Source organism: Bacillus sp. B25(2016b), assembly GCF_001679765.1.
In the GTDB taxonomy this organism is placed as follows: Bacteria; Bacillota; Bacilli; order Bacillales; family Bacillaceae_G; genus Bacillus_A; species Bacillus_A thuringiensis_K.
In genome coordinates this window covers 1,382,492-1,407,377 of the sequence record NZ_CP016285.1, presented here as the reverse complement: position 1 = coordinate 1,407,377, position 24,886 = coordinate 1,382,492, and the positions used below count along the sequence as shown (strand labels likewise).

Genomic DNA, 24,886 nt, shown 5'->3' with positions numbered 1-24,886 from the left:
TCATTATTTCTTTAATTTTTTCAGTTGTTCACCAATAATATCACTTAATTGGAAAGTAGCAGAATCAGCATTTGGCTCATACTGACTATAATCTTCAGTTACATTATTTTCCTCAAGCGCTTCTTTTATACTTAAAGAAATACGTTTCTCTGCTACGTGAACTTCAAGTACTTTCACTTTTACTTCTTGTCCCATTTCCACTACTTCATTCGGATTTTTCACGTGACGATTTGCAATTTGAGATACGTGTACAAGTCCTTCAACGCCAGGTAAAATCTCAACGAATGCACCAAATGTAACAAGGCGTTTTATTACTCCCTCACGAATATCTCCAGCTTTTATTTCGCCAGCAACGTTTTCCCAAGGTCCTGGTTGAGCTGCTTTAATTGATAAAGAAATACGTTGTGTATCAGCATCAACAGATAACACCTTTACCTTAACTTTTTGACCTTGCTCCAACACTTCAGAAGGTTGCTCTACACGTTCGTGTGAAATTTGTGAAATGTGAACTAAGCCGTCCACTCCACCAACGTTAACGAATGCGCCAAAGTCAGTTAATCGTTGCACTGTTCCTTCAACAACGTCCCCTTCTTTTAATGAAGAAATTGCTTCTTTTTTCTTAGAATCTAGTTCTAATTCTACTACCGCTTTATGCGAAAGGATTACACGATTTTTTTCACGGTCTAATTCAACAATTTTCACCGCTAATGTTTTACCTTTATAGTCAGTAAAGTCTTCTACATAATGTACTTCTACAAGTGAAGCTGGAATAAAACCGCGAACACCAAGGTCCACAACTAATCCGCCATTCACAATATCTTTTACAGTAACATCAAATACATGACCAGAAGTAAATTTCTCTTGTAGTTCTACCCATGCTTTTTCTGCATCAACAGCACGTTTAGATAAGACAAGATCATCTTCTTCTAATTTAATAATTTTCAACTCTAGTGTTTGATCTAATTCTACAACATCGCTTGCTTTTTCAATATGAACGTTAGCTAATTCACTAATTGGAATTACGCCATCTGTTTTGTATCCAACATTTACAAGCACTTGTTTCTCTTCAACCTTCGTTACAGAACCTGTAACAACGTCACCAACTTGTAATTCTTTTGAATCCATAACTTCTTCATTCATTTTCTCTACCATGGAAATACCTCCCTACAGAATTGACAAAGCATTTTTTATGTATATACGAAATGAAAACAAAGTTTTCATTTGCACGTTTAAGAATTTCTCATCACATACTCTTTTTCAATACCATTCACAAGAAAATATATTAAACCTATATAAATAGTATACAGCAAAACTAGCTTGAAAAAAGTATGTTTTGAAATATAATAGCGAATATATTCTGACAGTTTTATTCCTCTTTAACTAACTTCTTACAAATCAGCTCATTTGTCAAGGAAAGAGACTCACAATTCACGTATCCTTTACATTTCTATTTAAACAAAAAAAGAAAGAGGATTATCCCCTTTCTTTATTTCGCAAACACTCCAGAAACAATGCTCATAATTTTTTGGACAACTTCTTCAATTGATAAAGAAGTCGTATCTAATTCCAATGCATCATCAGCCTTTTTTAGTGGAGAAACTTCGCGTTCTGAATCTAATTTATCACGCTGAGCAATTTCTTCTTTTAACTGCTCTAAATTAGAATCGAAACCTTTATTTAAATTTTCTAAATGTCTTCTTTCCGCTCTTTCTTCAACAGAAGCAAGCATAAAGATTTTCACTTCAGCATCCGGTAATACATGTGTACCAATATCACGGCCGTCCATTACAACGCCGCCTTTTTTCGCTAACTCTTGCTGACGACGTACCATTTCTTCACGAACAAGGCGATGTTTCGCTACAATAGATACTCGATTCGTCACATCAGGTGTACGAATTACTTCAGAAACATCTTGTCTATTTAAAAATACAAGCTGTGTATTGTCTCCTTGCTGAAACTCAATATTTACATTCTTTACAACTTCCATTAACTGCTCTTCATTTTCAATGTCTACTTTTTGTTCAAGGGCTGCATATGTAAGCGTACGGTACATTGCGCCTGTATCAATATAAACGTAAGAAAGTTCCTTCGCAACAACTTTTGCCACTGTACTTTTCCCAGCAGCTGCTGGACCATCTATAGCAATTGAAATTCGTTTATCCATCGTAACACCTCATTTTTTCACTTATAAAACAAAACGAAAAGCAGGTGTTCACCCTGCTTCTTCTCATTTGCTTCACGTCATTAAATCCTCAATTATTGTAGCATAATCCTTCATAGAAGAAAATGAAAACTACCTATTCACCTGCAAGATTTCCATTTTGTTTTTTACCATGACACCCTCATAATAAACAATTTCAGATAAATATTTCACTGATGACTTATGTATAAATAACAATTGCACAACAGAAAGACAAATGAATTGTATTATTAATATACGAATAAAAATTCTCTCCATCTTTTTCACCGCAATCCCTCCCTCCTATACTATATTTGCCCATTTCGTTTCGTGATTTTATACATCGTACATATAGCGGTTAATTTTATTGTCATTTTCGAGGCATACTTTTATACATTTCCATTGTCGAATTTACTCAAAACATGTTATGTTCTAAATGTATTTTTTTACTTGAAAGGGGTATAAGCATTGAAAAGAATCCTAGTTTTACACACAGGTGGAACAATTGCAATGGAGGAAGATAAAGAAACTGGGGTCGTACAACCAGGTGAAAAAAATCCTCTTTTAAAATTCATTCCTGATTTAGAAGGCGATGTTGATTTAATCGTTGAAGATGTGTTCCATCTACCATCTCCTCATATGACACCGAGCGAAATGTTACAATTACAAGTCATCATTGATGAAAGAGTAAAACAAGACAACATTCATGGCGTAGTCATTACGCATGGCACGGATACATTAGAAGAAACAGCTTATTTCTTAGATTTAACAGTACAAGCAACTATTCCGATCGTAGTGACAGGTGCAATGCGCTCTAGCAATGAGTTAGGTGCTGATGGTCTATATAACTTCTTATCAGCTGTAAAAGTTGCTAGTTGTGATGAAGCTGCAGAAAAAGGTGTTTTAGTCGTATTAAATGACGAAATTCATTGCGCTACAAATGTAACGAAAACACATACAAGTAATGTCGCAACATTCCAAAGCCCACAATACGGACCAATTGGAATGGTAACAAAACGCGGCGTTGTCTTCCATCACGCTTTAGTACATCACGAAACATATACGATAAACAAAGTGTCTAAAAATGTAGTTGTTCTAAAAGCATATGCTGGCATGGATGATACATTATTAGCAGCAATCGAAAATCTTCCTGTAGACGGCATTGTTATCGAAGCTCTTGGACAAGGTAATCTCCCTCCGAGAACACTACCTAGCCTAGAAAGATTATTACATAAAGGTATTCCTGTCGTATTAGTTTCTCGCTGTTTCAACGGTATCGTTCAAGACGTATATTCGTATGAAGGTGGCGGTAAACACTTAAAAGATATGGGCATTGTATTCACATACGGCTTAAATGCACAAAAAGCACGCATTAAATTGCTTGTTGCATTAGAGAATACAAATTCTCATGAATCCATTCAAAATATGTTTATGCACGAATAAAAAGAAGCTGTCGAGGTTTTCCCGACAGCTCCTTTTTATTTTTCTCTTAATGCAATGGTTTGCGCAATCGCATCTCCATGAAATCTACCGTTCTCGATAAATATTTCATTTGCATTATTTCCAGCAGCAATGACACCTGCAATGAAAATATTTTCAGCATTCGTTTCCATTCTATCCTCTGTATAAATTGGACGTCCTGTTTCTTCATCAATCTGAACACCCATCTTCGTTAAGAAGCTATGATCAGGATGATAACCAGTCATCGCAAATACAAAATTGTTTTTGATTGTAAAAGCTTCACCATCAACTGTAAACGTTAATGTATGCTCAGTAATTTCTTTCACATGAGCCCCAAAATGCATTTGAATTGTACCATTTCGTACTAACGCCTCAAATTCCGGCAAAATCCAAGGCTTTATGCTTGGTGAATACTCACTTCCACGATACAGTACCGTTACACGTGCACCAGATTTAACAAGTTCTAACGCGGCATCTACACTCGAGTTTTTCCCACCTATAACTACTACATCTCGATCAAAATAAGGATGCCCCTCTTTAAAATAGTGAGCTACTTTCTTCAATTCCTCACCTGGAACATTCATATAATTTGGATTATCATAATATCCAGTTGCTACAACAATATATTTCGCTATATATATTTCTTTACTTCCGTCACGCTTTGTCGTCTCAACCTGAAAAACTTCTCCATCTTTTTGAACTTTCTCCACTCGCTCAAAAGCATTTACACGTACAGATTTACGTTTTACTACTTCACGATAATACGCAAGCGCTTGATTTCGAACTGGCTTACGATTTTCTGTAATAAAAGCTACATCACCAATTTCTAATTTTTCACTCGAAGAGAAAAATGTTTGATGAGTTGGATAATTATAAATGGCATTTACAATGTTTCCTTTTTCAATTACTAACGGATTTATCCCAACCTTTTGCAACGAAATTGCAGCCGCTAATCCGCACGGACCGCCTCCGATTATAATAACTGTTTCTTTCTGCATACTCGTCCACTCCTAGTCTTCTACCAATACACTATTTATAAAAACAAGAAAAAACCTACTTACAGCAGTAGGCACCTATCTTTATTGTATTCATTTTTCATATATTTGTCATCTAAACGAAACGTACATCCGATAGACATCTGCTAAAAACTGCTGAAATTTAATACCTTGTTTCCCTAATACATTCTCAGGATCAATCTTTCTAGCTGGATCAAGCGTTTTATGTGACACGATATCTTTTTTCGGATTTAAGCCAAAGTTTTGGCATAAATACGCATGATACCATGTAAAACGATTATATGCTTCCCAAAAGTTAACATCACCGCCATAACAAAGTTCCACTCCAATGGCCGCCTTATTCGCGTCATAGCCATATAAGTCATTATCCGTCGGCACACCATATCGAACATGATACGCAACTTCATTTATAGGAATAATCTCCAATATTGTTTTATCATCTATAAATGTATGCGCCGAAGCTTTCGGTTGTAATTCATTAAAGTAATCTCGATTTCCTATCGCATTGCTTCCAGGATTCCCCGTATCATGGCTTACAATAAATCTAACTTTAGTCAGAGGAATCCCTGGTCGTGAACTTCCATATCCAATATAGTTGCGCTCTATAGGAAACATTGCCATTGCTACCAACTCCCGCTCTAGAAGGTTACCTTACTTCCTTATATATGTATTCGGTAACAATGTCCTTATCGCATATTTCTTACGCGAAGAGAAAATCGAAAATATTTGAAGTGAACACCATAAACAACAAGATACTTACAGCCACTCCATAAAAACCGTAAAACCAAACACAATCTTCTTTCGTATCTAAACCGAAAAATTTATTTACCGATTGTAATAATGTGCCACGCTTGCTTTGTTTGTTTCGTAATACTTCCACTCGCTCTACAACATCTGCTGGCATCATAAATCTTTGGTCTACTGTCATTTTCATCATTTATCTCTCCTTAAAATCATTTCCGTTTTGTTTATCTAAGGAGAGTATAGCACGTTTGTTCGTATAGAACAAGCGTTCTTTTTTGTTTTTATTTTATTTTTCAGCAATCCAAGTAAAAATTGAGATTACAACGGCAATAATCGACCCTACTACAACCACACCAAATCTCAAAAACAGTAGCGCTTCCCCGAACATCCGAACGATACTTATTTTTCGAGCTTTCATCGTTCTTGCAAGTTCTCCCTCTAACCTCTTAACCTTTTCTTCTAATTGTTCTACTCGTTCCAGCATTTCATTCTCCATATACAATACCTCATTCAATATTTCAACAAAAAAACGTGATTTCCTCGAAAGGAAATCACGTTTTCTCAAGATATAATATTTTATACCCAACCTCTGAAGCGGCTTGCTTCAGCCATTTTACGAACACCAACCATGTACGCCGCTAAGCGCATGTTCACTTTACGAACTTGTGCTGTTTCATAAATAGAATCAAATGATCTTACCATTACTTTTTCTAAACGTTGTTCTACTTCTTCTTCAGTCCAGTAGTAACCTTGGTTATTTTGTACCCACTCAAAGTAAGATACTGTTACACCACCAGCACTTGCTAACACGTCTGGAACAAGTAAAATTCCGCGATCTGTTAAAATTTTAGTCGCTTCTAATGTTGTTGGACCATTTGCAGCTTCAACAACGATTTTCGCTTTAATATCATTAGCATTTTCTTCTGTAATTTGGTTCTCAATTGCAGCTGGAACTAAAATATCGCAATCAAGCTCTAACAATTCTTTGTTTGAAATTGTATTGTTAAATAGCTTTGTTACTGTACCGAAGCTATCACGACGGTCTAATAAATAATCAATATCTAATCCGTTTGGATCATGTAACGCGCCGTAAGCATCTGAGATTGCAATAACTTTCGCACCTGCATCATGCATAAATTTAGCTAAGAAGCTACCAGCATTACCGAATCCTTGAACAACAACGCGTGCACCCTTAATATCAATGCCACGTTTTTTCGCAGCTTCGCGAATACAAATTGTTACACCTTTCGCTGTTGCTGTTTCACGTCCATGTGATCCACCTAATACAAGCGGTTTACCTGTAATAAATCCTGGTGAATTAAATTCATCAATACGGCTATACTCATCCATCATCCATGCCATAATTTGAGAGTTTGTGAATACATCTGGAGCTGGAATATCTTTCGTCGGACCTACGATTTGGCTAATTGCTCGTACATAACCGCGGCTTAATCTTTCTAACTCACGGAATGACATTTCACGTGGATCACAGATAATTCCACCCTTACCTCCACCATATGGTAAATCAACAATACCACATTTTAAACTCATCCAGATTGAAAGTGCTTTCACTTCATTTTCTGTTACATTCGGATGGAAGCGAATTCCACCTTTCGTTGGACCAACAGCATCATTATGTTGTGCACGATATCCTGTAAATATTTTAACAGTCCCGTCATCCATACGAACTGGTATTTTCACTGTCATCATACGAATTGGTTCTTTTAATAATTCATATACTTCGTTTGGATAACCCAATTTTTCTAACGCTTCACTAATAACAATTTGTGTTGAATTCAATAGTTCAAAATGTTGTTCCCTTTGTTGTTGTGTTTTTGTTTGAGTTCCCTTTTCGGCTACCATAGTAAGTAAACCCCCTGTAATTTCACTTGTTTAGTAAACCTTCATTGCCTAGTATACACCCTTAAATTTGGAATGCAATAGAAAACGCTAACAAATATATACAAACTATTTTATGTTGCAAGCGTTTTCACTATTATTATAGTCCTTTTATTACTTTTAGAAAAGTAAAATACTTAAATATTTAAATGTTTTTTATTTTCATCAACCATACTCCCATAAAACTGCATATTTTATTTTCAAAAAGTATGTTCGAGTATTTACAATCCTCCCTTCCCTTATCCAAATAAAAACAAAACCTCAGCTTTGTTGTATTAGCTGAGGTTTTGTTTTTTCACAAAGTAATTGTGTATTTGTTCTATCGCGTTAACATCCATTAATTCTTTACCGTACTCCATGATGCGATAAATGGTTGCTGTAGACGGATTACCGTATTCCGCTAAAATAGCTATAAAATCCGCCTTTAACAATTGAATTTGTTCCTCTTCTTCCACCCAAAGATAGAAGCGCTCATCCCACGTATATAGCTTTCCGCCAGTTACACCAAGGTTATATAAGCGATTCGACAGGTTAATTACGTCATCTAGCGTAGCAAACTCATATAATATATGCTCACTTTCATCTAGAGTCACTTGCATTTCAATAAACTCGTCACGGAACTCATCATCTGTATCCATTTCTTGATTTTCTTTCGTTACAATTACAACCATCCCTTGTGCTTGTAGAGAAAACACTTCAACTGCAATCGGACCATCTGCTTCAAATCCTAATTCCTTATTTGCTTCTTGCATCATATCACGAAATAATTGCTGTACTTTCGGCGCATTTCTCCATAAATCTTCTTTCGTTAATCCTCGTTCAGATAAATCATCAAATGTTAGAAAAATTTTTATCTTATTGTAATTTAATCGTTCCAGCCTCATCTCATACCCTCCCTACGTAACCAATGCATCTAATTTTATTATATGAAATAGAAAATAGATGGTTCTTTTCGAACAACTATTCCGATATTTTTAACCATTCATCCCATTCTTCTTTCGTATCACCAATTAAGATTGTTTCAATGTCCAACTGGTTTAGAACGCCTAGCTTTCCGATAAATCCAACAGAAAGAGATTCCCTTTTTTCTTGTAATAAATTTATAAAGTTCATCGTCTTTTTCATATCTTGTTCGTCAGCAAAAGATACAAATACATATTTCGGCTGTATTTCCTCTACCGCTGACAACATACCATCTTCAGCTAAGCTTGTCCTAATATATATCGCCTCATATCCTTTTAAGCGTAAATAAGTTGAAAAAATAAATCCTTTCAATGCATTCTTTTCTAACACAATAACTTTGTGTAAAGAGGAAAACATTGAGGCATTGTGATACACCATCCCTAGACGCGTTTGTAAAAATGATAGTGCATATTGGAATTGCACCATTGAAATCTCATTATTATTTTTTGACGTTAATAATTTGTCTGTCACTCGAAGAACGATACTGGCAACAACCTTTTCTGTTGAATATATACTAAAAGCTTCGTTTAATAATGCAGCAATTGTAATTTCATCAAATTTTAACAAAGCTTGTAGCAAATCGTCCACTAAAACAACTTCTTTATCGAAATGTATCTCTTTTTGAACTGTACTCGGCAAACGATTCTCTTCTAATAACTGAACTGCTTGTCCAATCATCATGCCGGAGGAAACTTTTTCCATTAACCATTTTAAAATTTGAATATGCTCTTCTGTATATAAACGATGCCCAGCTTGATTTCGCTTTGGGGCAATAATTTGATATCGTCTTTCCCATGCACGAAGCGTGCTCGGCTGAACTCCAATTATATTCGAAACAGCTTTTATATTATATTTCCCACTAAGAGTTGGCATCATTTCCCTCCGCACAATGTAATGATATGTGTTTGAGCAGGTGCTCGGAAACGAAGTGGTATCAATGTTGTTCCGTACCCATTACTAACAAAGAGAATCGTATTCAAATGGTTATATACGCCACCTTTTAAATATTTTTTAGATGGGAATAATCGGATTTGTCCTCCATGCGTATGTCCACTTAACACAAGTGAAATCTGTTCATTTCCAGACATTTTTTTTATTATATCAGGGTTGTGACTAACTAGGATACGAAAACCATCTTCTTTACAATCCGCCAATGCCAAATCTAGACGATCACGGTGCAATCCAACATCATCGATACCGAGCAAACAAATTTTCTCTCCTAATTCAGACTCAAATACCACTCTTGTATTATCTAAAACTTTTACGTTATTTTCTAATAATAACGCATCTAATTCATGATATTCTATCTCATAATCATTGTTTCCCCACACAAAATATACAGGACCTATCTCTCTTAACTTTTGAATATTCGCAGAGATTTTTGATAAAGAGACACCTTTCTCTGCTAAATCTCCTCCGATAATTACAATATCTACTTTTCCTTTTACTTGTTCAATTAACAAATTCGAAATGACTCTTCTATGAATATCAGAAATAAAAAACACATTTACTTTTTGAAAACTTTTCGGAAATTCTTTAAATACTAAAGTATGTTCCAACACCTTATTACGCATCGCTTCTTTATACATCACAAGAAGTAATAAAATCCCCATGCCTATGAGAGTACTGAATAATATAATCCATATCATATTTTTGACTCCCCTCCTCATAAAGATAATCCTAGGCTTTTATAACAAACTGTGATCGCTTAACTCACTAGCTTTCTTGCTTTGTGGACTTATCTTTTATCGGAATTTTTAATTCTTGACCTGCACTCACTTCATCTTCTTGCAAGTTATTATACTTTTTAATTACTTCAATTCCATTTCCATCTGAAAAATATTGCTTCGCTATACTTTCTAAAGTTTCTCCCTCTTTCACAGTATGCGTTATTACTTTTTCAGACTGTTTCTGCGACTCAGATTTAGCTGAATCAAAGAAGATTACTTCAAACGCACTTTTTCCGGCATTATTACTATCACCCTTCACCTGAATATATTTATCCGTGTACCACAAAATACTAATTGGCAGCAGAATGAATAGAAATGTTAAAACCCGGACGAAAATGTGATTTATTTTAAACTTTTGTTTTTTCTCTTTATTTCTATGAATTTCACTACGCGGCGGTAAACTTTCTTTTTCTTCCACTCGCTCAACTTCTAATTCCTCTTCAAAATCAGGAATTCGTTTCCTCATGTTGTTCACCACCACCTTCCATTTATTTTCTTAATTGGAGTCCCATTATAAAATCAACAAGAAAGTGTGCAAAGATTGTTATAAACAAATTTCCTGTCCATTCAAATACATAACCAAAGACAAAACTAATGAAACAGACGAAACAAAACAAAAATGGCTTTGTTATATAACGAATATGTAACACTGCAAATACGAAGCTCGCAATTACAATTCCAAAATGAGTCTGCACTACACCTCTAAATAAAAACTCTTCTGCAAAACCAATTAAGAACGTAATAACGAGTAAATGCAGAACGGACATTCCTCGAAACATCTTATCGTTAATACCACCATCATCAAACCAAGACTCCGGAAACACTCGCATTGCAACATAATCTAATAACACAATACCAATCGCTAACAAACCACCTATAATAAGTATAGATACTGGTTCCCATTTCCATAAATTAAAGACTTCTTTTACATCTTGAAATAATATATATGCCAGTAAACAGCCAATACCGATAATAATTAACTGTGTTATATATAGATTCAGCCTTATTTCCTGCGGACTCATATCTTCAACATTATGCCTTTGAATGTTCATCATTCCTCCATCTTTTCTAGGCCGAAAAGCTTTTGTAACTCTGTTTCCCAATTATAGTCGAAATCCGATTGTTGCGCTCGTCTTTTTTTATAATCTTCTTTTGTAATACCGCAATAATCGCAGCAATTAATTAACTCTTGCTCTTTCCTATAACCGAACTGTTGCAGCACATATTCACGTCTACATCCTTTAACTTGTATCCATGACTTCATATTTTCTAGCTCACTATATTTATTACGCAACCTTATTTCTACTTCAGCTATTAATCGGTTCATGATTTCATCTGACAAACCTTCTAATAATAATCTTCGTTGTTGTATAATTCCAACCTGTTCGAGATGATAACGAACGAAACGCCAATATTGCTCATTAAATCTTGCTGCATTATAACAAATTTCTTCTACATCTTCTATTGGTAATTCTTTCGTTTGAAACATTCTTTCTTGTAGTAAAGAAAATAAAAATTGTATTTGTGACTTACTTGGCAATTCATCCTCAATGATTGAAATTGGTAAATCATGATCCAACGGACTACATAATAAAATAGCTATACTCGGTTCGCCATCTCTTCCAGCTCTTCCGATTTCTTGTAAGTAAGAAGCTATATTAGTTGGATAATGAAAATGAATAATATATCGCGTATTCGCCTTATTTACCCCCATACCAAATGCACTTGTACATATTACAAGTTGCAATTGATCGTTCATAAACTGCTGTTGAATTAACATACGCTCTTCATGTTCCATACCACCATGATAAAAAGCTACACCAGTAACACCTTTCCCTCTCAAGTATTCCGTTAACCTTTCTGTCCACGCTCTACTTGAGCAATATACAATCCCCGGCCCTTGTAAATACATCACCTGCTCTAAAAGCGTCTCTTTCTTTTCTTCTATCGTCTCTACAAATTGCACATCCATTGCAATATTAGGACGGTCAATAGAGTATACATGTTCCGCAGCACCCTTTAAATTTAAACTATCTGCGATATCCTGCAGTACCCCTTTTGTCGCTGTGGCTGTCAATGCTAATACTGTAGGAGAACCAATATTTTTAATAACTACATTTAGTCTTTTATAGTCCGGTCTAAAATCATAACCCCATTGAGAAATACAATGAGCCTCATCAACAACAAATAATGAAATATGAATTTTCTTCAATTCCCTAATTAATAACTCCGACTGTAACATCTCTGGTGAAACAAAAATAAATTTATATGAAGATAATTTTTTCATCGCTTCTCTTTTTTCATTTAATGTCCGAAAACTATTAAATGCTATTACTCGGTTTTTCACAACATACTTTAATTGTGTCACTTGATCTTCCATTAAAGATAATAACGGTGATACAACAAGCACTGTTCCTTCTCGCATAAGCCCTGGAAACTGATAGCACATAGATTTCCCTCTTCCAGTCGGAAGCATTGCTATCACATCTTTTCCTTCTAATAAATCTGTAATTACTCCTTTTTGACCTGGACGAAATTCAGAATATCCAAACCACTTATATAAATATTCTTCAAGTTTCATTTACACCCTCCATCCGCGCTAATACAAGACGAACTTCAAAATAAGAAATATCTTCTCCAACCGCTTGTTTCAAAACACGTAACTTCCGCGTTTGCAATGCTTCAATTACTTTTATTACTTTGTCTATCTTTTCTTTTTCCATAAACATTTCAATAGAAAAATCTTTTTCTCGCAAAGCAATTTCAACAAAATGATCTTCTATCGTTGCAACCTTTAAATTCCGAATCGTCGCTATTTCTTCTAAAGAACGTCCTTGCCTCCAAAAATTATATGTTTTTTTCGTGGATAAACTAAATAATTCAGCTCTCTCATTTGGATAAGATATAATTTCAGCTAATAGTGGAAATTCATTTTCTTTATCACGAACTTCTTGTATAAAGAAATGCATTGTACCCCAAAATAAAAAATACACCCTGAATATATCTTGTTTCGTAATTTCTGCTAATTGTTGCAATGTACAACCAATACGTTCATAACCCGTTAATCGATATGTTACAATCGTCGCTTCTATCGCATTACTCTTTTCTAAAAGATTCTGTACTTCCGTCCATAGTTTTCTCGCCAACTCACTTCTCTTATATGGCCTTCCTGTTAGAAAACGTTTCACCCACATCATTATTTCTGTATCTTGCTGAATTGGAATAAACCTCGTATTATTCTGTTGTAAATTGGATATGGTTTGAATAATCAATGATAATCTTTTCCAAAATGTTTCACCTAATTCACCGTAATGTAAACCATGCAAATGTGCTGGAAAAGCATAAACTTCCTCCCATTTATGTAACTGCATTTTACCCGTAGGTGTTAACACATATGTATTTTCATGTATTTCTTGAATAAAATCCGCTTGCAACAACTTTGCAACTTCACCATCATAGTCATTTCTATTCAATGATTTATATATTCCGAACAAAAATGAAATTCGGAACATATTTCCATCTTGTAAAGTTTGCGAAGAACGTTTGCCCTTTAGTAAATAATAAATAGAAGAAACGGTTCTCTCACCATTCAATTGTTTTAAACAATGCAACAAAGTATATTGTATTTGCATGACCGCTTCCACCTTCCAATCTTAACTTCATTCTTTTCAGTACAATTACACTATCTACTGTCGCTCATTAAACTTATCATATAAGAACTATATACTTGTATATAGTCTATTGTATCAAACGAAATCATATTTACGTATTTTGAAAATCTTATGACATAATTCAAAAATAAGTTGACACTCTAATTGATAAGCATTATCATTATAATTTTATGTTGAAAAGTTTTACAAACCGTTTTACAATAAGGTTATAATTTTTATGGCGAGCTTTTCACATACATATTATCAGGAGGGAAAAAAGATGGCAAAATATACAATCGTTGATAAAGATACTTGTATTGCATGTGGTGCTTGTGGCGCTGCTGCACCAGACATTTATGACTATGATGATGAAGGTATTGCATTTGTAACATTAGATGATAACCAAGGTATCGTTGAAATTCCAGATGTATTAATTGAAGATATGATGGATGCATTCGAAGGCTGTCCAACTGACTCAATTAAAGTTGCTGACGAATCATTCGACGGAGACGCTTTAAAATTCGAATAGTCTTTTATTAACTTCAAAAAATGCCCCTCATATTGATGAGGGGCATTTTTTGTATCTAAATTTTATTTTCCTTAATAAAAAACCATTAGTAGTTTCACACTACTAATGGTTTTAATATATATTATGCATTTTTCATTTTTGCAAACACCCATACTTTCAGGCGTGAGAATAATGCTACAAATACAATTGTTACAACAATCCCTTTAATTAAATTAAATGGTAAGATTGCCGTTACAACCGTTGTTTTTATGGTTTCGCTAGACATAGCCGGTGAATTTAAAAACCAAGTGTAAGCCGGGAATATGATGATGTAGTTTAATACACTCATAATAAGTGCCATTGTAATTGTCCCTAGCATTAATCCTGTAGTTAAACTCTTCACAGTACGATACTTTCTAAATAAGAAAGCTGCTGGTCCAATAAATAAACATCCTGCAATAAAGTTTGCAATTTCTCCAACTGGTACTCCCGTTAAACTCCCTTGAATCCCGTAATGTAAAATGTTCTTTATCGCCTCTACAATCACTCCTGCTACTGGTCCAAAGATAATTGCTGCAATTAAAGCTGGTACATCACTAAAATCAATTTTCAAAAATGGCGGAAGCCCTGGGAACGGGAAATCCAACATCATTAGTAAATATGCAATACTACTTAGCATCGCTACACTCACCATCTGCACTACACTGTTTTTTTGTTTCATCTTTCTCTCTCCTTTTCCATCGATCATCTCATGGAAAGTGGAAAGGTTCTGCTATGCCTGTTTTTTCATAGAACGAAAAAACCCTTTGTGTTTTACACAAAGGGAGAATTTAAGGCACATCAAACAGACGTTCAAATCCATATCTTTTTTGAACGCTTGAACCTCCATCTTCTCCCATCCAGACTATACTGTCGGCTTTGGAATCACACCAAATCCTGCCTTAACGGCTCGCGGGCTTAGAACAAAATCATAAATAGTTCATCACCGCCGGTCGGGATTTTCACCCTGCCCCGAAGATAGACCGATATTCTATTTTCCCCTTCATTATACAACAACCTCATAACATTGTGAACTAAAAAATTGTAACTTATTTAAAATTAGTTATTTATTTTTCATAACAACAAATAAATTGCGAGATATTTTACAATACAATCCATATTTTTTTATTATTCGGCATTTCTCTTTTGGATTACCTAGTCATATATAATTAAAAGTGATAAGATATTGAATTGTTAAGATAAGAACATTTTCTGAGTTATGGAGGAAATGTCATGAAAAAAGAAAAGAGACATTCTATTCGAGAAGCAATGAAAAAAAACTTAAGAAAAGAATACTTTTACTTAAAAAAAGAATTACTTTTCTACTGCCCAATTGATTTAGGCACATTCTCAAATGAGACATACTATGCTACTTTCGATGAAGATGGCATAAGTATTTATCAGTATGATAAAAAAACAGAAAGTAAATTAAAATTGTGTGAGCGTCATCCGTGGAAGAGTTGGAATAAAGTGAAGATTGATCACTATTTGACAACTTCTCAATTTATTTTTCAGGGTGAGCGAAATTGGATCTTATCTCTTTTTCAAAAAGGAAAAGAAGCTCAAAAAATTATTGAAGAGCATACATCTTTACAAACAGAAGTTGTTTCCCGCTCTTTCTTAAAAAAACTTCCTGGTTTTCGTTCTAATACACCACTGAATAAATACATCGGTAGTATTTGTTACACTGCACTTATTGCATTTTTATTAAAATGGATGATTCCATTTCAAGCACCACAAATCGCCCTGTATTCTATTTCGATTGGTTGTATGCTTCTTGGCCTACTTTGTTTGACAATCGGTTTAATTGAACCGACTATCGTACTGTTTCGAACAAAAGAGAAAACAAGAACAAAAGTTTTTTACTTGTATAGCTATTTAGCTATTTCTGGATTTATATGTGTCTTTATTTTTTGGTAAAAGAAGCCGTCCCAAAATAAACTTTGGGACGGTTTTCTTTTAGATATAGATGCTCTGATTCACTCAATAGTTCTAGCAAAAGCGCCCATATAATTTCATTTACATTGAACATTATTTAAGAAGAACATAAATTTGTTCAAAGTTTAATTTTTGAGACGTTTCCTTTACTTAACATATAATTGTTGATTAGGATAAATTAGCTCTTGCTGCAATCCATTTTTTTCTTTAATTTCCTTAAGTGTCATACTAAATTTCCGTGCAATACTAACTAAAGTATCCCCTTTTTGTACGACATATAATGACGAAGAAACAACTTCATTTCTTTGTTCACTTAAAACAAGCAATGGGTTCATCGCATTCTTTTTCGCCATCGTCCATCTTCCTTGATGAAGTTCTAGATGTAAGTGTGCACCTCGCGATTCTCCCGTGTTCCCTACTTCTCCAATTTTTTCTCCTTTTGAAATATAATCTCCTTGTCCCACATATCTCTTATTTAAATGTGCATATACAGCCTCATATTCTCCGTGTTTAATAAATACAACATTTCCATAACTACTCGAATAATAAGACCTCGTTACCTTACCATCTTGGATAGCTGCCACAGGCGTTCCAATTGGCGCAGCTACATCAATACCATAGTGTTTTCCATGCCTTGTCCCAAAATAATCACTTATCTGACCTTCAACAGGCCATGTCCATCGATTTTCTTCTGCATAAACATGTAATTGAGATACAAACAGTATACTCAATAGCATGACGCCGCATTTTAAAACTTTCATATACATCCTCCGTTTTCTAATTACCACCATACCTTCTCTATTTTGGTATATTACAGAAAAAAGTATACAAAAAAAAAGAAAGTGAATTACTCCACTTCCTTCTCTTTCTTATCACGAAAAACTAATGCACTACGGTTATACTCCACATCTTTCACTTGTAATCGAGCATTTATTACTCGAGCTATTGCAAACAAATAATCAGATAATCTATTTACATACTTTAAGACAACTTCATTTATTTTCACTTCTTTTTGCAATGATACTATAGAGCGTTCTGCTCTCCTTACAACAGTACGTGCAATATGAATAGTAGCCGCCGCCTCGCTACCTCCTGGCAAAATAAAGCGTTCTAATGGCGGGGCTTCTTCTATATACAAATCAATCTTTCTTTCTAAGCTTTCAACCATCTCAATTGTCACCTTATAAGGAATTTTTTGTTCCACTATTGCCAAGTCTCCTCCGCAATCAAATAGCTCATGTTGAATATTTTCGAGCTCATTGTAAATATCTCTATAAGTCCCGCCTTGAAGCTTAGTCATTGCATATCCGATATGAGAATTCGCCTCGTCTATTGTTCCATACGCTTCCACACGGATATCATCTTTATCAACCCTACCGCCTATTACACTTGTCGTTCCTTTATCTCCTGTTTTTGTATATAATTTCATTTCTTCACAGCACCTCTCTTGTTATTCTTTATTCGAGCAACATAGAAAAAAGTTCTACCATTCTTTATTTAATTGAGTTTACAAAAAAATAAAAAACAGCAGAACTTTATTCATTATCAACTTTAAAAACACATATCTAAATTATACGATTCGGTAAATAGACAGAAAATGTAGTTCCTTCTCCAACAACACTTGATACAGAAATTTTACCATCATGGCCTTGCACAATATTTTTCGCAATCGCAAGCCCGAGTCCTGTTCCACCCTTTTTCCCACGTGTTCTTGCTTTATCAGCTTTATAGAAACGATCAAATAAAAATGGAATATCCTCTTCTGGAATGCCTGCACCCGAATCTTGTACTTCAAAAATGAGGCCATTATTTTTCGTATCAATTACAAGCGTTACATGTCCGCCTGCGTTTGTATGACGTATTGCGTTATCAATTAAATTCGTCAATACTTGTTCCATACGATCTGCATCAAACGGGTATTGTTCAATTGGATCTTTGAAATCAACCGTTAACGCGACCTCTTTATCCTTTGCAATCCCTTGGAATTTACGACCTATTTTTTCAACGAAAGGATGAATATCAACTTCACCTATATGTAACTCTACATTACCACTTTCCATGCGTGCTAAATCTAATAATTCATTTACAAGTTTACCTAAACGAACGGATTCATCATAAATGATTTGAACAAACTCATTAATTTCTTCTTTCGTTTGCACAATATCATCTAAAATCGCTTCACTATACCCTTGCAGCATTACCATTGGTGTACGAAGTTCATGCGATACATTCGCAATAAAGTCTTGACGCATCTTTTCAAGACGGCGTTCTTCCGTCATATCTCGCAGTACCGCTACAGCTCCACGAATTTTCGTTTGATTGTAAAGCGGCGTCATAAGAACTACATAGTTCCCTTTTTGTAAATTAATTTCAACAACTTGTTGTTGTTCACTTTCTACAACAAGATGGAATAGTTCCACAAGTTCAGAAGGTAGTTTTTTACTTAGCTCTATCTCTTTTTCTTCTTGCCAAACTTGTAAGAAATGTTCGGCCGGCGGATTGATTACTACAACTTCACCTTCTTGATTTAATGTAATAACCCCATCTGCCATACTACTTAAAATACTAGCTAACTGTTCTTTCTCTTGTTGCAAGGCGTTCATATTAAACTTCAACTGTTTTCCCATTTGATTTAAGGCCGTTGCAAGCTCACCAATCTCATCCTGAGATACCATAGGAGCTTTCGCATCAAACTTCCCACGCGACACTTCAAAAGCAACCTCACGCATTTTACGAAGTGGTGCTGTAATTCGAGTAGATAAGAAGAACGCAAAGAAAGTTGTTAATATAATCGCAATTCCAGCCGATAAGAAAATAAAATCAGTCGTTCTTTCCATACCTTTTATCGGTACTTGTAAAGATTCATATACGAACACTGCACTTTGATTTTTTGATTGCACTGGTTTTCCGACGATCATAATATCATTTTCGGTGTTTTTATTCTTCCTACTATTAGACGCTTTTCTAATGTTATTCTTAATTTCTTTTTTGTCTGTAAACACAGCCGCTAATTCTTTATCTTCTTTTAAGTCATCCATTGTAAGAGTGACTAATCCTTCTTGTTTCGGTGAAGAAGAAATTTCTTTACCATCTTCTACAATAATAATCCTTGAAAGTGGATCAGAGAATTTGTAAGCGATATTCTCAATCGTTTTTACATCGGCACCTTCTTCAATTAACTCTGAAACACTTGTTGCGACTTTTTGAAGCCTAGCTTCACTCATATCAACATAGTATGTTCTAAAAAACTGTGAAAGTAAAATCGCAACAAATCCAAGCACGAACGAAACGAGAAGTAATATGGTCATCCATAACTTCCCTACTACACTTCTCCAAAGCATCAGTCGTTCACAACCTCAAATTTGTAACCTACACCCCAAACAGTAACAATCATTTTCGCTGCATCTGGTGATTTTTTGCTTAACTTCTCACGTAAACGTTTTACATGTGTATCAACTGTACGTAAATCTCCGAAGAATTCATATTGCCATACTTCTTTTAACAGTTGCTCACGATCGAATACTTTATCAGGAGCTTTCGCTAAAAATAATAGTAACTCATATTCTTTCGGCGTTAAGTTTACTTCATTACCATCTGCAGTAACACGGTGTGCATCGTTATCAATTGTTAAGTGCGGGAATACAGTAACATCTTTTGTCGTTGTATCTTGTGTAAAGAATGTTGTTGGTACAGCACGGCGTAATACCGCTTTCACACGTAGTACGACCTCACGTGGACTAAATGGCTTTACAATATAATCATCTGTTCCAACTTCAAATCCTTGTACTCTATTTACTTCTTCACCTTTTGCTGTCAGCATAATAATTGGTGTCGCTTTCTTCTCACGAACCCCTTTACATACTTCAATGCCATCTTTACCAGGCATCATAAGATCTAATAAGATTAAATCGTAATCATTTTGCAACGCCATTTCTAAAGCTGTATCACCATTATCTGCTTCTTCAATCGTATATTGTTCTCTTTCTAAGTACATTTTCAATAAACGACGAATGCGATCCTCATCATCTACAATTAAAATTCTTGATTCATTTTCCATCTCTACCCGCTGCGCACTCTCACCTCAGCGGTTCACACCTACCCTTCTTTAACTATTATGTTGCGCTATTCTCGTTTATTTAAGCAATCTTCTAAATGTTTCACTTCCCATATTATGCTTCACAAGAATAATAAATTTTGTTCAATTTTTTTCCAAAACTATGTATTTTTTTTGAACAGCATATAATGTCCTCGACATCATTTTACAAAATCAACCGCTACTTTGTCATGTTTTTCTCAAAAAAGAAGAAAAGTTGACAAAAATAAAATAGGAAAGTGACATGCACTCTCCTATTTTATTTCTCTATGCATATGAATGTAAACCGGCAATAATTAAGTTTACTACAATAAAGTTAAACATAATTATTGCAAAACCAATTACTGCAAGCCAAGCTGATTTCTCTCCATGCCATCCTTTTGATAGGCGTAAATGTAATACTGCTGCATAAAAGAGCCAAGTGATAAGTGCCCAAACCTCTTTTGGATCCCAGCCCCAAAAACGTGTCCACGCTATTTGTGCCCAAATCATCGCAAAAATTAATGCACCTAATGTGAAAACTGGGAATCCAATTGCAATAGATCGATATCCGATTTCATCTAGTAGATCACTATTCGTATTCTTTACTAACGGCTGAAGTGCCGCCGATACTCGCTTCCGTAAAACAAGTCTTAATACAATATACAGTAACGTTCCTACTAACACTGACCAAATAACAGTATTTAATTTTTTCGCATTTACAATCGCTGGAACTTCAACTGCCGGTTCTAATTTATTTTCTGTCAGTAACTTCCCTTCATGCGGTCCAACTAAGGCCGGAAGATTGTACTTCATTTCCAGTTGTTGTTCATTTTTATCAATCCATTGAAACTTCGCTTCATATTTCATACTAGAAAATACCGTTGTCACTCCAATAAACCCAACCGTACAAACAAGCGTGAATACGACCGTTTCTAACCAAAATGTACGTTTGCTTCTCGTTGATTGATCTACATTTTTCAATAAATACATAACGCCCGTAATAAAACTAATCGCTAAGATTGCTTGTCCTGCTGCTGCAGTCGTCACGTGAATATGTAACCAATTACTTTTTAAAGATGGAATGAGCGGAGATATTTCCCTCGGAAACATACTTGCATAGGCAATTAATAAAAGCGCAACTGGTAATGCAAATAGTCCGATTATACTTACACGGTACATAAAATACATGACAATAAATGCTCCTACAAGCATCATGCCGAAAAATGTACCGAATTCAAAAAAGTTACTAACTGGCGCATGCCCTGATGCAATCCACCTTGTAACAAAATATACTGTTTGTGCTATAAACCCTAAAATTGTAATCGTTATTCCTACATTTGCCCATTTATGACCCTTTTCTTTAATGGCTCCCCCAAAAAATAGAGTCGCAATTAAATATAAAATAAATGCGGTAAAGAGAAAGTTACTACTTATTTGCACCATATCGTTTCCCCACCTTAACTAATTTTTTTATCAATTACTTTATCATTTGGCTGTGGAATTGCTGTACCTTCTATTACTCTTTCAATATCTTTCTTTAAACCGAACCAATTTTTATTTGTATGCCCTGCAATCCACCATTCATCATTAACACGTTGTATCCAAATACGGCGATGATTCCAATACATACCTTGAATGACACCAACCATAAATATAAATCCTCCAATGCCGAGAATCCAAAGCGTTAAATCTTTTCTTACAGTAAGTGCTGTTGCATTTTGCATTTCCACACCTGCGAAGGACATTTTATATTTGTTATTCCCATCTGGTTCTATATTTTGCTGAATACCAACAAAACTCACTTCACCATCTGGCGTTTCAGGTGTAAACATTTTAAATACAAATGCAGGATTGTTTGGTAATTTCGTTTTTGTATTTGGTTTTCCATTCTCATCAAAATAAAAATCAGGAAAATAGCTTAATAGTTCTAAAGAATAACTATTTCCTAAATCATATTTTTCCTTAGGGTTCGTTAAATCTACTTTAATCGGTCCCCACTTTTGATTATTTTCTTTATTTTGCAAGTGAAAGGACATACTTTTAAATTCACTTTCTTTATAATCCACTTGATACACTGCAAATTGATCAAATTTCAGTGGTTCATTCACTCGAATTTCCGCTTCTTTTACTTTTTCTAATTTCGGTTTTTGTCCTGCTATATTTTCTCCTACTGCTTTATATAATACGGCATTCGTTTGGAAGTTTTTCGCAATCATTTTATCGCCTACACGATCAATCGCTTCCTCAAAAACTTCCTTGTCCTTACTTTTATCATAAACTTCTTTTATAAATTTTTCGTTTTTTAAGTAGTATTGTCCATCCGTCCCTGGTATTTCTTTCGTTTCACCGTCACGTAACCAAAGTGCTTCGTCTACGTACATACTCGGTAAAAAACGAAGCATCGCACCGAATAAAAAGATAATAAGACCGATATGATTCACATATGGACCCCAACGCGAGAAGCGTCCCTTTTCTGCTAAAACGTTTCCGTCTTCCACTTTCACGTTATAGTTTCTTTTCTTTAAATTCTTTTGCACTCTTTCCAGGTCACCATCTTGCGGTGTACCAGTCCCATATAATCTCTGTCTCTTTAAAAAGCTAGGATGTCTTTTTACGCCTTGCTTTTTTAAAGCTTTATAAAGTGGAATAACGCGGTCTAAACTACATATCACAAGAGAAATACCGATAGAAGCAATCAAAATCATATACCACCATGAACCGTATAAATTATTAAACCCTAATTGATAGTATAATTGTCCTAAAAATCCGTATTCTTGTTTATAATATTCAGCTGGTGCAATCCCTGGAGTTATGTACATTTCTTGCGGAAAAATAGTTCCTATCGCTGATGCAGCTAAAGTTATTACGATTAGCCATACACCCACTTTTACAGAAGAGAAAAAACTCCAAATTTTATCGACTATCGTTTTTGTCTGCGTGAGAGATCTCCGTGCACTCCCCTCATAGCGCATATCCAATAGTTTTGTATTTTCATTGCTTTCAAATGGTTTCCCGCAAGCTTCACAAAAAACGGTTCCTATCGGATTAACATGTCCACATTCACATTTAATTTCTTTCAACACTCTCACCGCCCCTGTATCTATATGTACTATTGTATATTCTAACCTCAAGTTACCGCAATACTCAGAATTTTTAAACCAGAGGCGCTACAGACACGCACCTCTTATGTAAAGGCTTTCTTTATTACGGAGTAATTTTCTTTAAATACCCTTCTAACTGTTCTTTCGTTTGTTCCCCTATAATTTGCTCCACTACTTTTCCATCTTTATCAATCAAAAAACTTGTCGGTAATGGACCTACGCCATATGTTCCTATAATCTTTTGTCCTTTATCAATGGCAACTGGGAATTTCAAACCATATTGGTTCACAAAGTTCTTTACTGCAATATCCGTTTCATCTGCATCTAACGCTATGATTTCAACGCCTTTTTCTTTATACTTTGGATATAATTCATTCATATAAGGCATTTCTTTTTCACAAGGTTTACACCACGTGCCCCAAAAGTTTAAAAATACACCTTTTCCCTTTAAATCTTTTAGTTCAATTTTCTTCCCTTCTAAATCCGTCACAACAAAGTTAGGTGCTTCTTTTCCGATTTGCATTTTCTCTTTATTAGCAAAGAATCCTTGATAAAGGGTAAATCCTACAGCACCACATAAAATGAGTAGAATAGTAACGCGAAATAATAAGCGATTTTTCTTCATATTACCTCTCCTCGGTACATGTTATGTATTATCTTCTGTAAATGTTGTATGAATAAATCACCAGCAGAGCACTCCACTGGTGAATTTTTAACTCTATAGCTTATCTTGGCTTTGTAGAAGCAAGTGCGCGTAATTGTTTCACCTCATGTGGTGTCAATTCTCTCGCATCACCAGGTCGCAGGCTTCCTACTTCTAAGAAAGCATAACGTTCACGTTTTAATTTCACTACTTTACAGTCTAACGCTTCAAACATACGACGTACTTGACGATTACGTCCTTCATGAATTGTTAATTGTACAATAGCCATCTCTTTACGCTTGTCCCAAGAAATAATTTTCACACGTGCTGGTGCTGTTTTACCGTCTTCTAACGTAACACCGCGTTCTAACATGCGAATTTTCTCACCTGTTAATGGACCTTTTATTTTTGCAACATACGTTTTTTCAACTTTATATCTAGGATGCATTAATACGTTTGCGAAGTCCCCATCGTTTGTCATTAATAATACGCCAGACGTATCATAATCTAAGCGTCCGATTGGGAATAAACGTTGTGTAATTTCCGGGAAAAAGTCCGTTACAACACTTCTTCCTTTATCATCTGATACACTTGAAATTACGCCAGTTGGTTTATATAGTAAAAAATAAACAGGTTCTTCTTTTTCAAGAGGGATGTTATTTACTTCTACTTTATCTTGAGGAGTTACTTTTGTCCCTAACTCCTTCACTATTTTCCCATTAACTTTCACTTTTCCTTGCTGAATTAATTCCTCAGCCTTTCTTCTCGATGCAATACCTGCTTGCGCAATCACTTTTTGTAATCGTTCCATTTCTTTTTTTCACCTCGAATTTATCTTACCTTACATTAGAAAGACTTGGCAACCGCATACGCTTTACGGCTATTCGCTTCATCTTACTTAAACAACATTGCGATGATAATAAACATATAAAGGTCAAAT

At 34.9% G+C, this 24,886-nt stretch carries 27 protein-coding genes and 1 riboswitch; of the genes, 3 read left to right on the top strand and 24 right to left on the bottom strand.

All coding sequences use genetic code 11. The features are described 5' to 3' along the window. Window positions 1-3: 3 nt before the first annotated feature. The 3 genes from rpsA to BAQ53_RS07270 all read right to left on the bottom strand — a co-directional run bounded on the left by rpsA (window position 4) and on the right by BAQ53_RS07270 (window position 2,467). Window positions 4-1,152 carry a 30S ribosomal protein S1 gene (rpsA, locus tag BAQ53_RS07280; protein ID WP_208906664.1) on the bottom strand — a complete coding sequence of 383 codons (1,149 nt, stop codon included), beginning with the start codon at window positions 1,150-1,152 and terminating at the stop codon, window positions 4-6. A 334-nt stretch (window positions 1,153-1,486) separates the two neighbouring features. Next, on the bottom strand, window positions 1,487-2,164 hold the full coding sequence (cmk, locus tag BAQ53_RS07275; protein ID WP_208906663.1) for a (d)CMP kinase: 678 nt from the start codon (window positions 2,162-2,164) through the stop codon (window positions 1,487-1,489). Window positions 2,165-2,293: 129 nt separating this feature from the next. Then, window positions 2,294-2,467: a YpfB family protein gene (locus tag BAQ53_RS07270; RefSeq protein WP_000738055.1), complete on the bottom strand. Its 174-nt coding sequence runs from the start codon at window positions 2,465-2,467 to the stop codon at window positions 2,294-2,296. 180 nt (window positions 2,468-2,647) lie between these two features. Here BAQ53_RS07270 and ansA point away from each other — a divergent pair, with 180 nt between their 5' ends. Beyond that, the gene (ansA, locus tag BAQ53_RS07265) at window positions 2,648-3,622 is read left to right on the top strand and encodes an asparaginase (RefSeq protein WP_208906662.1); all 975 of its coding nucleotides are present in this window, start codon (window positions 2,648-2,650) and stop codon (window positions 3,620-3,622) included. Between the two features lie 35 nt (window positions 3,623-3,657). On the opposite strand, the gene BAQ53_RS07260 is transcribed toward ansA, so the two are convergent. From BAQ53_RS07260 to BAQ53_RS07205, 12 genes are all read right to left on the bottom strand, one after another. Then, the gene (locus tag BAQ53_RS07260; protein WP_001168513.1) at window positions 3,658-4,638 is read right to left on the bottom strand and encodes a YpdA family putative bacillithiol disulfide reductase; all 981 of its coding nucleotides are present in this window, start codon (window positions 4,636-4,638) and stop codon (window positions 3,658-3,660) included. Window positions 4,639-4,746: 108 nt separating this feature from the next. Beyond that, entirely contained in the window at window positions 4,747-5,277 is a 531-nt protein-coding gene (locus BAQ53_RS07255) for a peptidoglycan recognition protein family protein (protein WP_001240655.1), read from the bottom strand. A 79-nt stretch (window positions 5,278-5,356) separates the two neighbouring features. Then, the gene (locus BAQ53_RS07250; RefSeq protein ID WP_001983018.1) at window positions 5,357-5,593 is read right to left on the bottom strand and encodes a DUF3961 domain-containing protein; all 237 of its coding nucleotides are present in this window, start codon (window positions 5,591-5,593) and stop codon (window positions 5,357-5,359) included. Between the two features lie 93 nt (window positions 5,594-5,686). Continuing rightward, complete coding sequence (locus BAQ53_RS07245) at window positions 5,687-5,896, bottom strand: hypothetical protein (protein WP_000426760.1); 210 nt, start codon at window positions 5,894-5,896, stop codon at window positions 5,687-5,689. A gap of 80 nt (window positions 5,897-5,976) precedes the next feature. Next, window positions 5,977-7,263 (bottom strand): NAD-specific glutamate dehydrogenase, encoded by a 1,287-nt coding sequence (gudB, locus tag BAQ53_RS07240; RefSeq protein WP_000225173.1) that lies wholly within the window; start codon window positions 7,261-7,263, stop codon window positions 5,977-5,979. 311 nt (window positions 7,264-7,574) lie between these two features. Further along, window positions 7,575-8,183, bottom strand: coding sequence for a genetic competence negative regulator (locus BAQ53_RS07235; protein ID WP_001235402.1), 609 nt, complete (start codon window positions 8,181-8,183; stop codon window positions 7,575-7,577). Window positions 8,184-8,259: 76 nt separating this feature from the next. Further along, complete coding sequence (locus BAQ53_RS07230) at window positions 8,260-9,135, bottom strand: MerR family transcriptional regulator (RefSeq protein WP_046945523.1); 876 nt, start codon at window positions 9,133-9,135, stop codon at window positions 8,260-8,262. After that, window positions 9,135-9,911 carry a metallophosphoesterase gene (locus tag BAQ53_RS07225; protein WP_000637795.1) on the bottom strand — a complete coding sequence of 259 codons (777 nt, stop codon included), beginning with the start codon at window positions 9,909-9,911 and terminating at the stop codon, window positions 9,135-9,137. Before BAQ53_RS07225 ends, BAQ53_RS07230 begins: the two co-directional genes overlap by 1 nt. A gap of 67 nt (window positions 9,912-9,978) precedes the next feature. Continuing rightward, window positions 9,979-10,458, bottom strand: a complete 480-nt coding sequence (locus tag BAQ53_RS07220; protein WP_001231556.1) for a LysM peptidoglycan-binding domain-containing protein — start codon at window positions 10,456-10,458, stop codon at window positions 9,979-9,981. 22 nt (window positions 10,459-10,480) lie between these two features. Beyond that, window positions 10,481-11,044, bottom strand: a complete 564-nt coding sequence (locus BAQ53_RS07215; protein ID WP_001025780.1) for a CPBP family intramembrane glutamic endopeptidase — start codon at window positions 11,042-11,044, stop codon at window positions 10,481-10,483. Further along, a complete protein-coding gene (gene recQ / locus BAQ53_RS07210; RefSeq protein WP_000762981.1) occupies window positions 11,044-12,573 on the bottom strand; it encodes an ATP-dependent DNA helicase RecQ in 1,530 nt (509 codons plus the stop codon). The genes BAQ53_RS07215 and recQ overlap by 1 nt, the downstream gene beginning before the upstream one ends. Further along, window positions 12,563-13,624, bottom strand: coding sequence for a YpbB family protein (locus BAQ53_RS07205; RefSeq protein WP_001167007.1), 1,062 nt, complete (start codon window positions 13,622-13,624; stop codon window positions 12,563-12,565). The genes recQ and BAQ53_RS07205 overlap by 11 nt, the downstream gene beginning before the upstream one ends. A gap of 298 nt (window positions 13,625-13,922) precedes the next feature. Here BAQ53_RS07205 and BAQ53_RS07200 point away from each other — a divergent pair, with 298 nt between their 5' ends. After that, the gene (locus tag BAQ53_RS07200) at window positions 13,923-14,171 is read left to right on the top strand and encodes a ferredoxin (RefSeq protein WP_001151993.1); all 249 of its coding nucleotides are present in this window, start codon (window positions 13,923-13,925) and stop codon (window positions 14,169-14,171) included. Between the two features lie 121 nt (window positions 14,172-14,292). Here the strand turns inward: BAQ53_RS07200 and BAQ53_RS07195 are convergent, their stop codons facing one another. Beyond that, a complete protein-coding gene (locus tag BAQ53_RS07195) occupies window positions 14,293-14,871 on the bottom strand; it encodes an ECF transporter S component (protein WP_208906661.1) in 579 nt (192 codons plus the stop codon). Window positions 14,872-15,033: 162 nt separating this feature from the next. Then, window positions 15,034-15,173: riboswitch (FMN riboswitch) on the bottom strand. 249 nt (window positions 15,174-15,422) lie between these two features. Here BAQ53_RS07195 and BAQ53_RS07190 point away from each other — a divergent pair. Beyond that, window positions 15,423-16,109, top strand: a complete 687-nt coding sequence (locus BAQ53_RS07190) for a hypothetical protein (RefSeq protein WP_000711797.1) — start codon at window positions 15,423-15,425, stop codon at window positions 16,107-16,109. A 164-nt stretch (window positions 16,110-16,273) separates the two neighbouring features. Here BAQ53_RS07190 and BAQ53_RS07185 read toward each other — a convergent pair whose 3' ends face one another. The 8 genes from BAQ53_RS07185 to rluB all read right to left on the bottom strand — a co-directional run bounded on the left by BAQ53_RS07185 (window position 16,274) and on the right by rluB (window position 24,757). Continuing rightward, window positions 16,274-16,888 (bottom strand): peptidoglycan DD-metalloendopeptidase family protein, encoded by a 615-nt coding sequence (locus BAQ53_RS07185; RefSeq protein ID WP_000866118.1) that lies wholly within the window; start codon window positions 16,886-16,888, stop codon window positions 16,274-16,276. Window positions 16,889-16,974: 86 nt separating this feature from the next. Continuing rightward, the gene (locus BAQ53_RS07180) at window positions 16,975-17,556 is read right to left on the bottom strand and encodes a cob(I)yrinic acid a,c-diamide adenosyltransferase (RefSeq protein WP_000781272.1); all 582 of its coding nucleotides are present in this window, start codon (window positions 17,554-17,556) and stop codon (window positions 16,975-16,977) included. Between the two features lie 136 nt (window positions 17,557-17,692). Next, window positions 17,693-19,468: a sensor histidine kinase ResE gene (gene resE, locus BAQ53_RS07175; RefSeq protein WP_208906660.1), complete on the bottom strand. Its 1,776-nt coding sequence runs from the start codon at window positions 19,466-19,468 to the stop codon at window positions 17,693-17,695. Next, window positions 19,468-20,184, bottom strand: a complete 717-nt coding sequence (resD, locus tag BAQ53_RS07170; protein WP_000426861.1) for a DNA-binding response regulator ResD — start codon at window positions 20,182-20,184, stop codon at window positions 19,468-19,470. Before resD ends, resE begins: the two co-directional genes overlap by 1 nt. A gap of 303 nt (window positions 20,185-20,487) precedes the next feature. Continuing rightward, window positions 20,488-21,645 carry a cytochrome c biogenesis protein ResC gene (gene resC, locus BAQ53_RS07165; protein WP_000250081.1) on the bottom strand — a complete coding sequence of 386 codons (1,158 nt, stop codon included), beginning with the start codon at window positions 21,643-21,645 and terminating at the stop codon, window positions 20,488-20,490. Window positions 21,646-21,659: 14 nt separating this feature from the next. Then, entirely contained in the window at window positions 21,660-23,285 is a 1,626-nt protein-coding gene (gene resB, locus BAQ53_RS07160) for a cytochrome c biogenesis protein ResB (RefSeq protein WP_000910550.1), read from the bottom strand. A 121-nt stretch (window positions 23,286-23,406) separates the two neighbouring features. Further along, entirely contained in the window at window positions 23,407-23,928 is a 522-nt protein-coding gene (resA, locus tag BAQ53_RS07155) for a thiol-disulfide oxidoreductase ResA (RefSeq protein ID WP_000742212.1), read from the bottom strand. 100 nt (window positions 23,929-24,028) lie between these two features. Continuing rightward, on the bottom strand, window positions 24,029-24,757 hold the full coding sequence (gene rluB / locus BAQ53_RS07150) for a 23S rRNA pseudouridine(2605) synthase RluB (RefSeq protein ID WP_000440556.1): 729 nt from the start codon (window positions 24,755-24,757) through the stop codon (window positions 24,029-24,031). Between the last annotated feature and the right edge of the window lie 129 nt (window positions 24,758-24,886).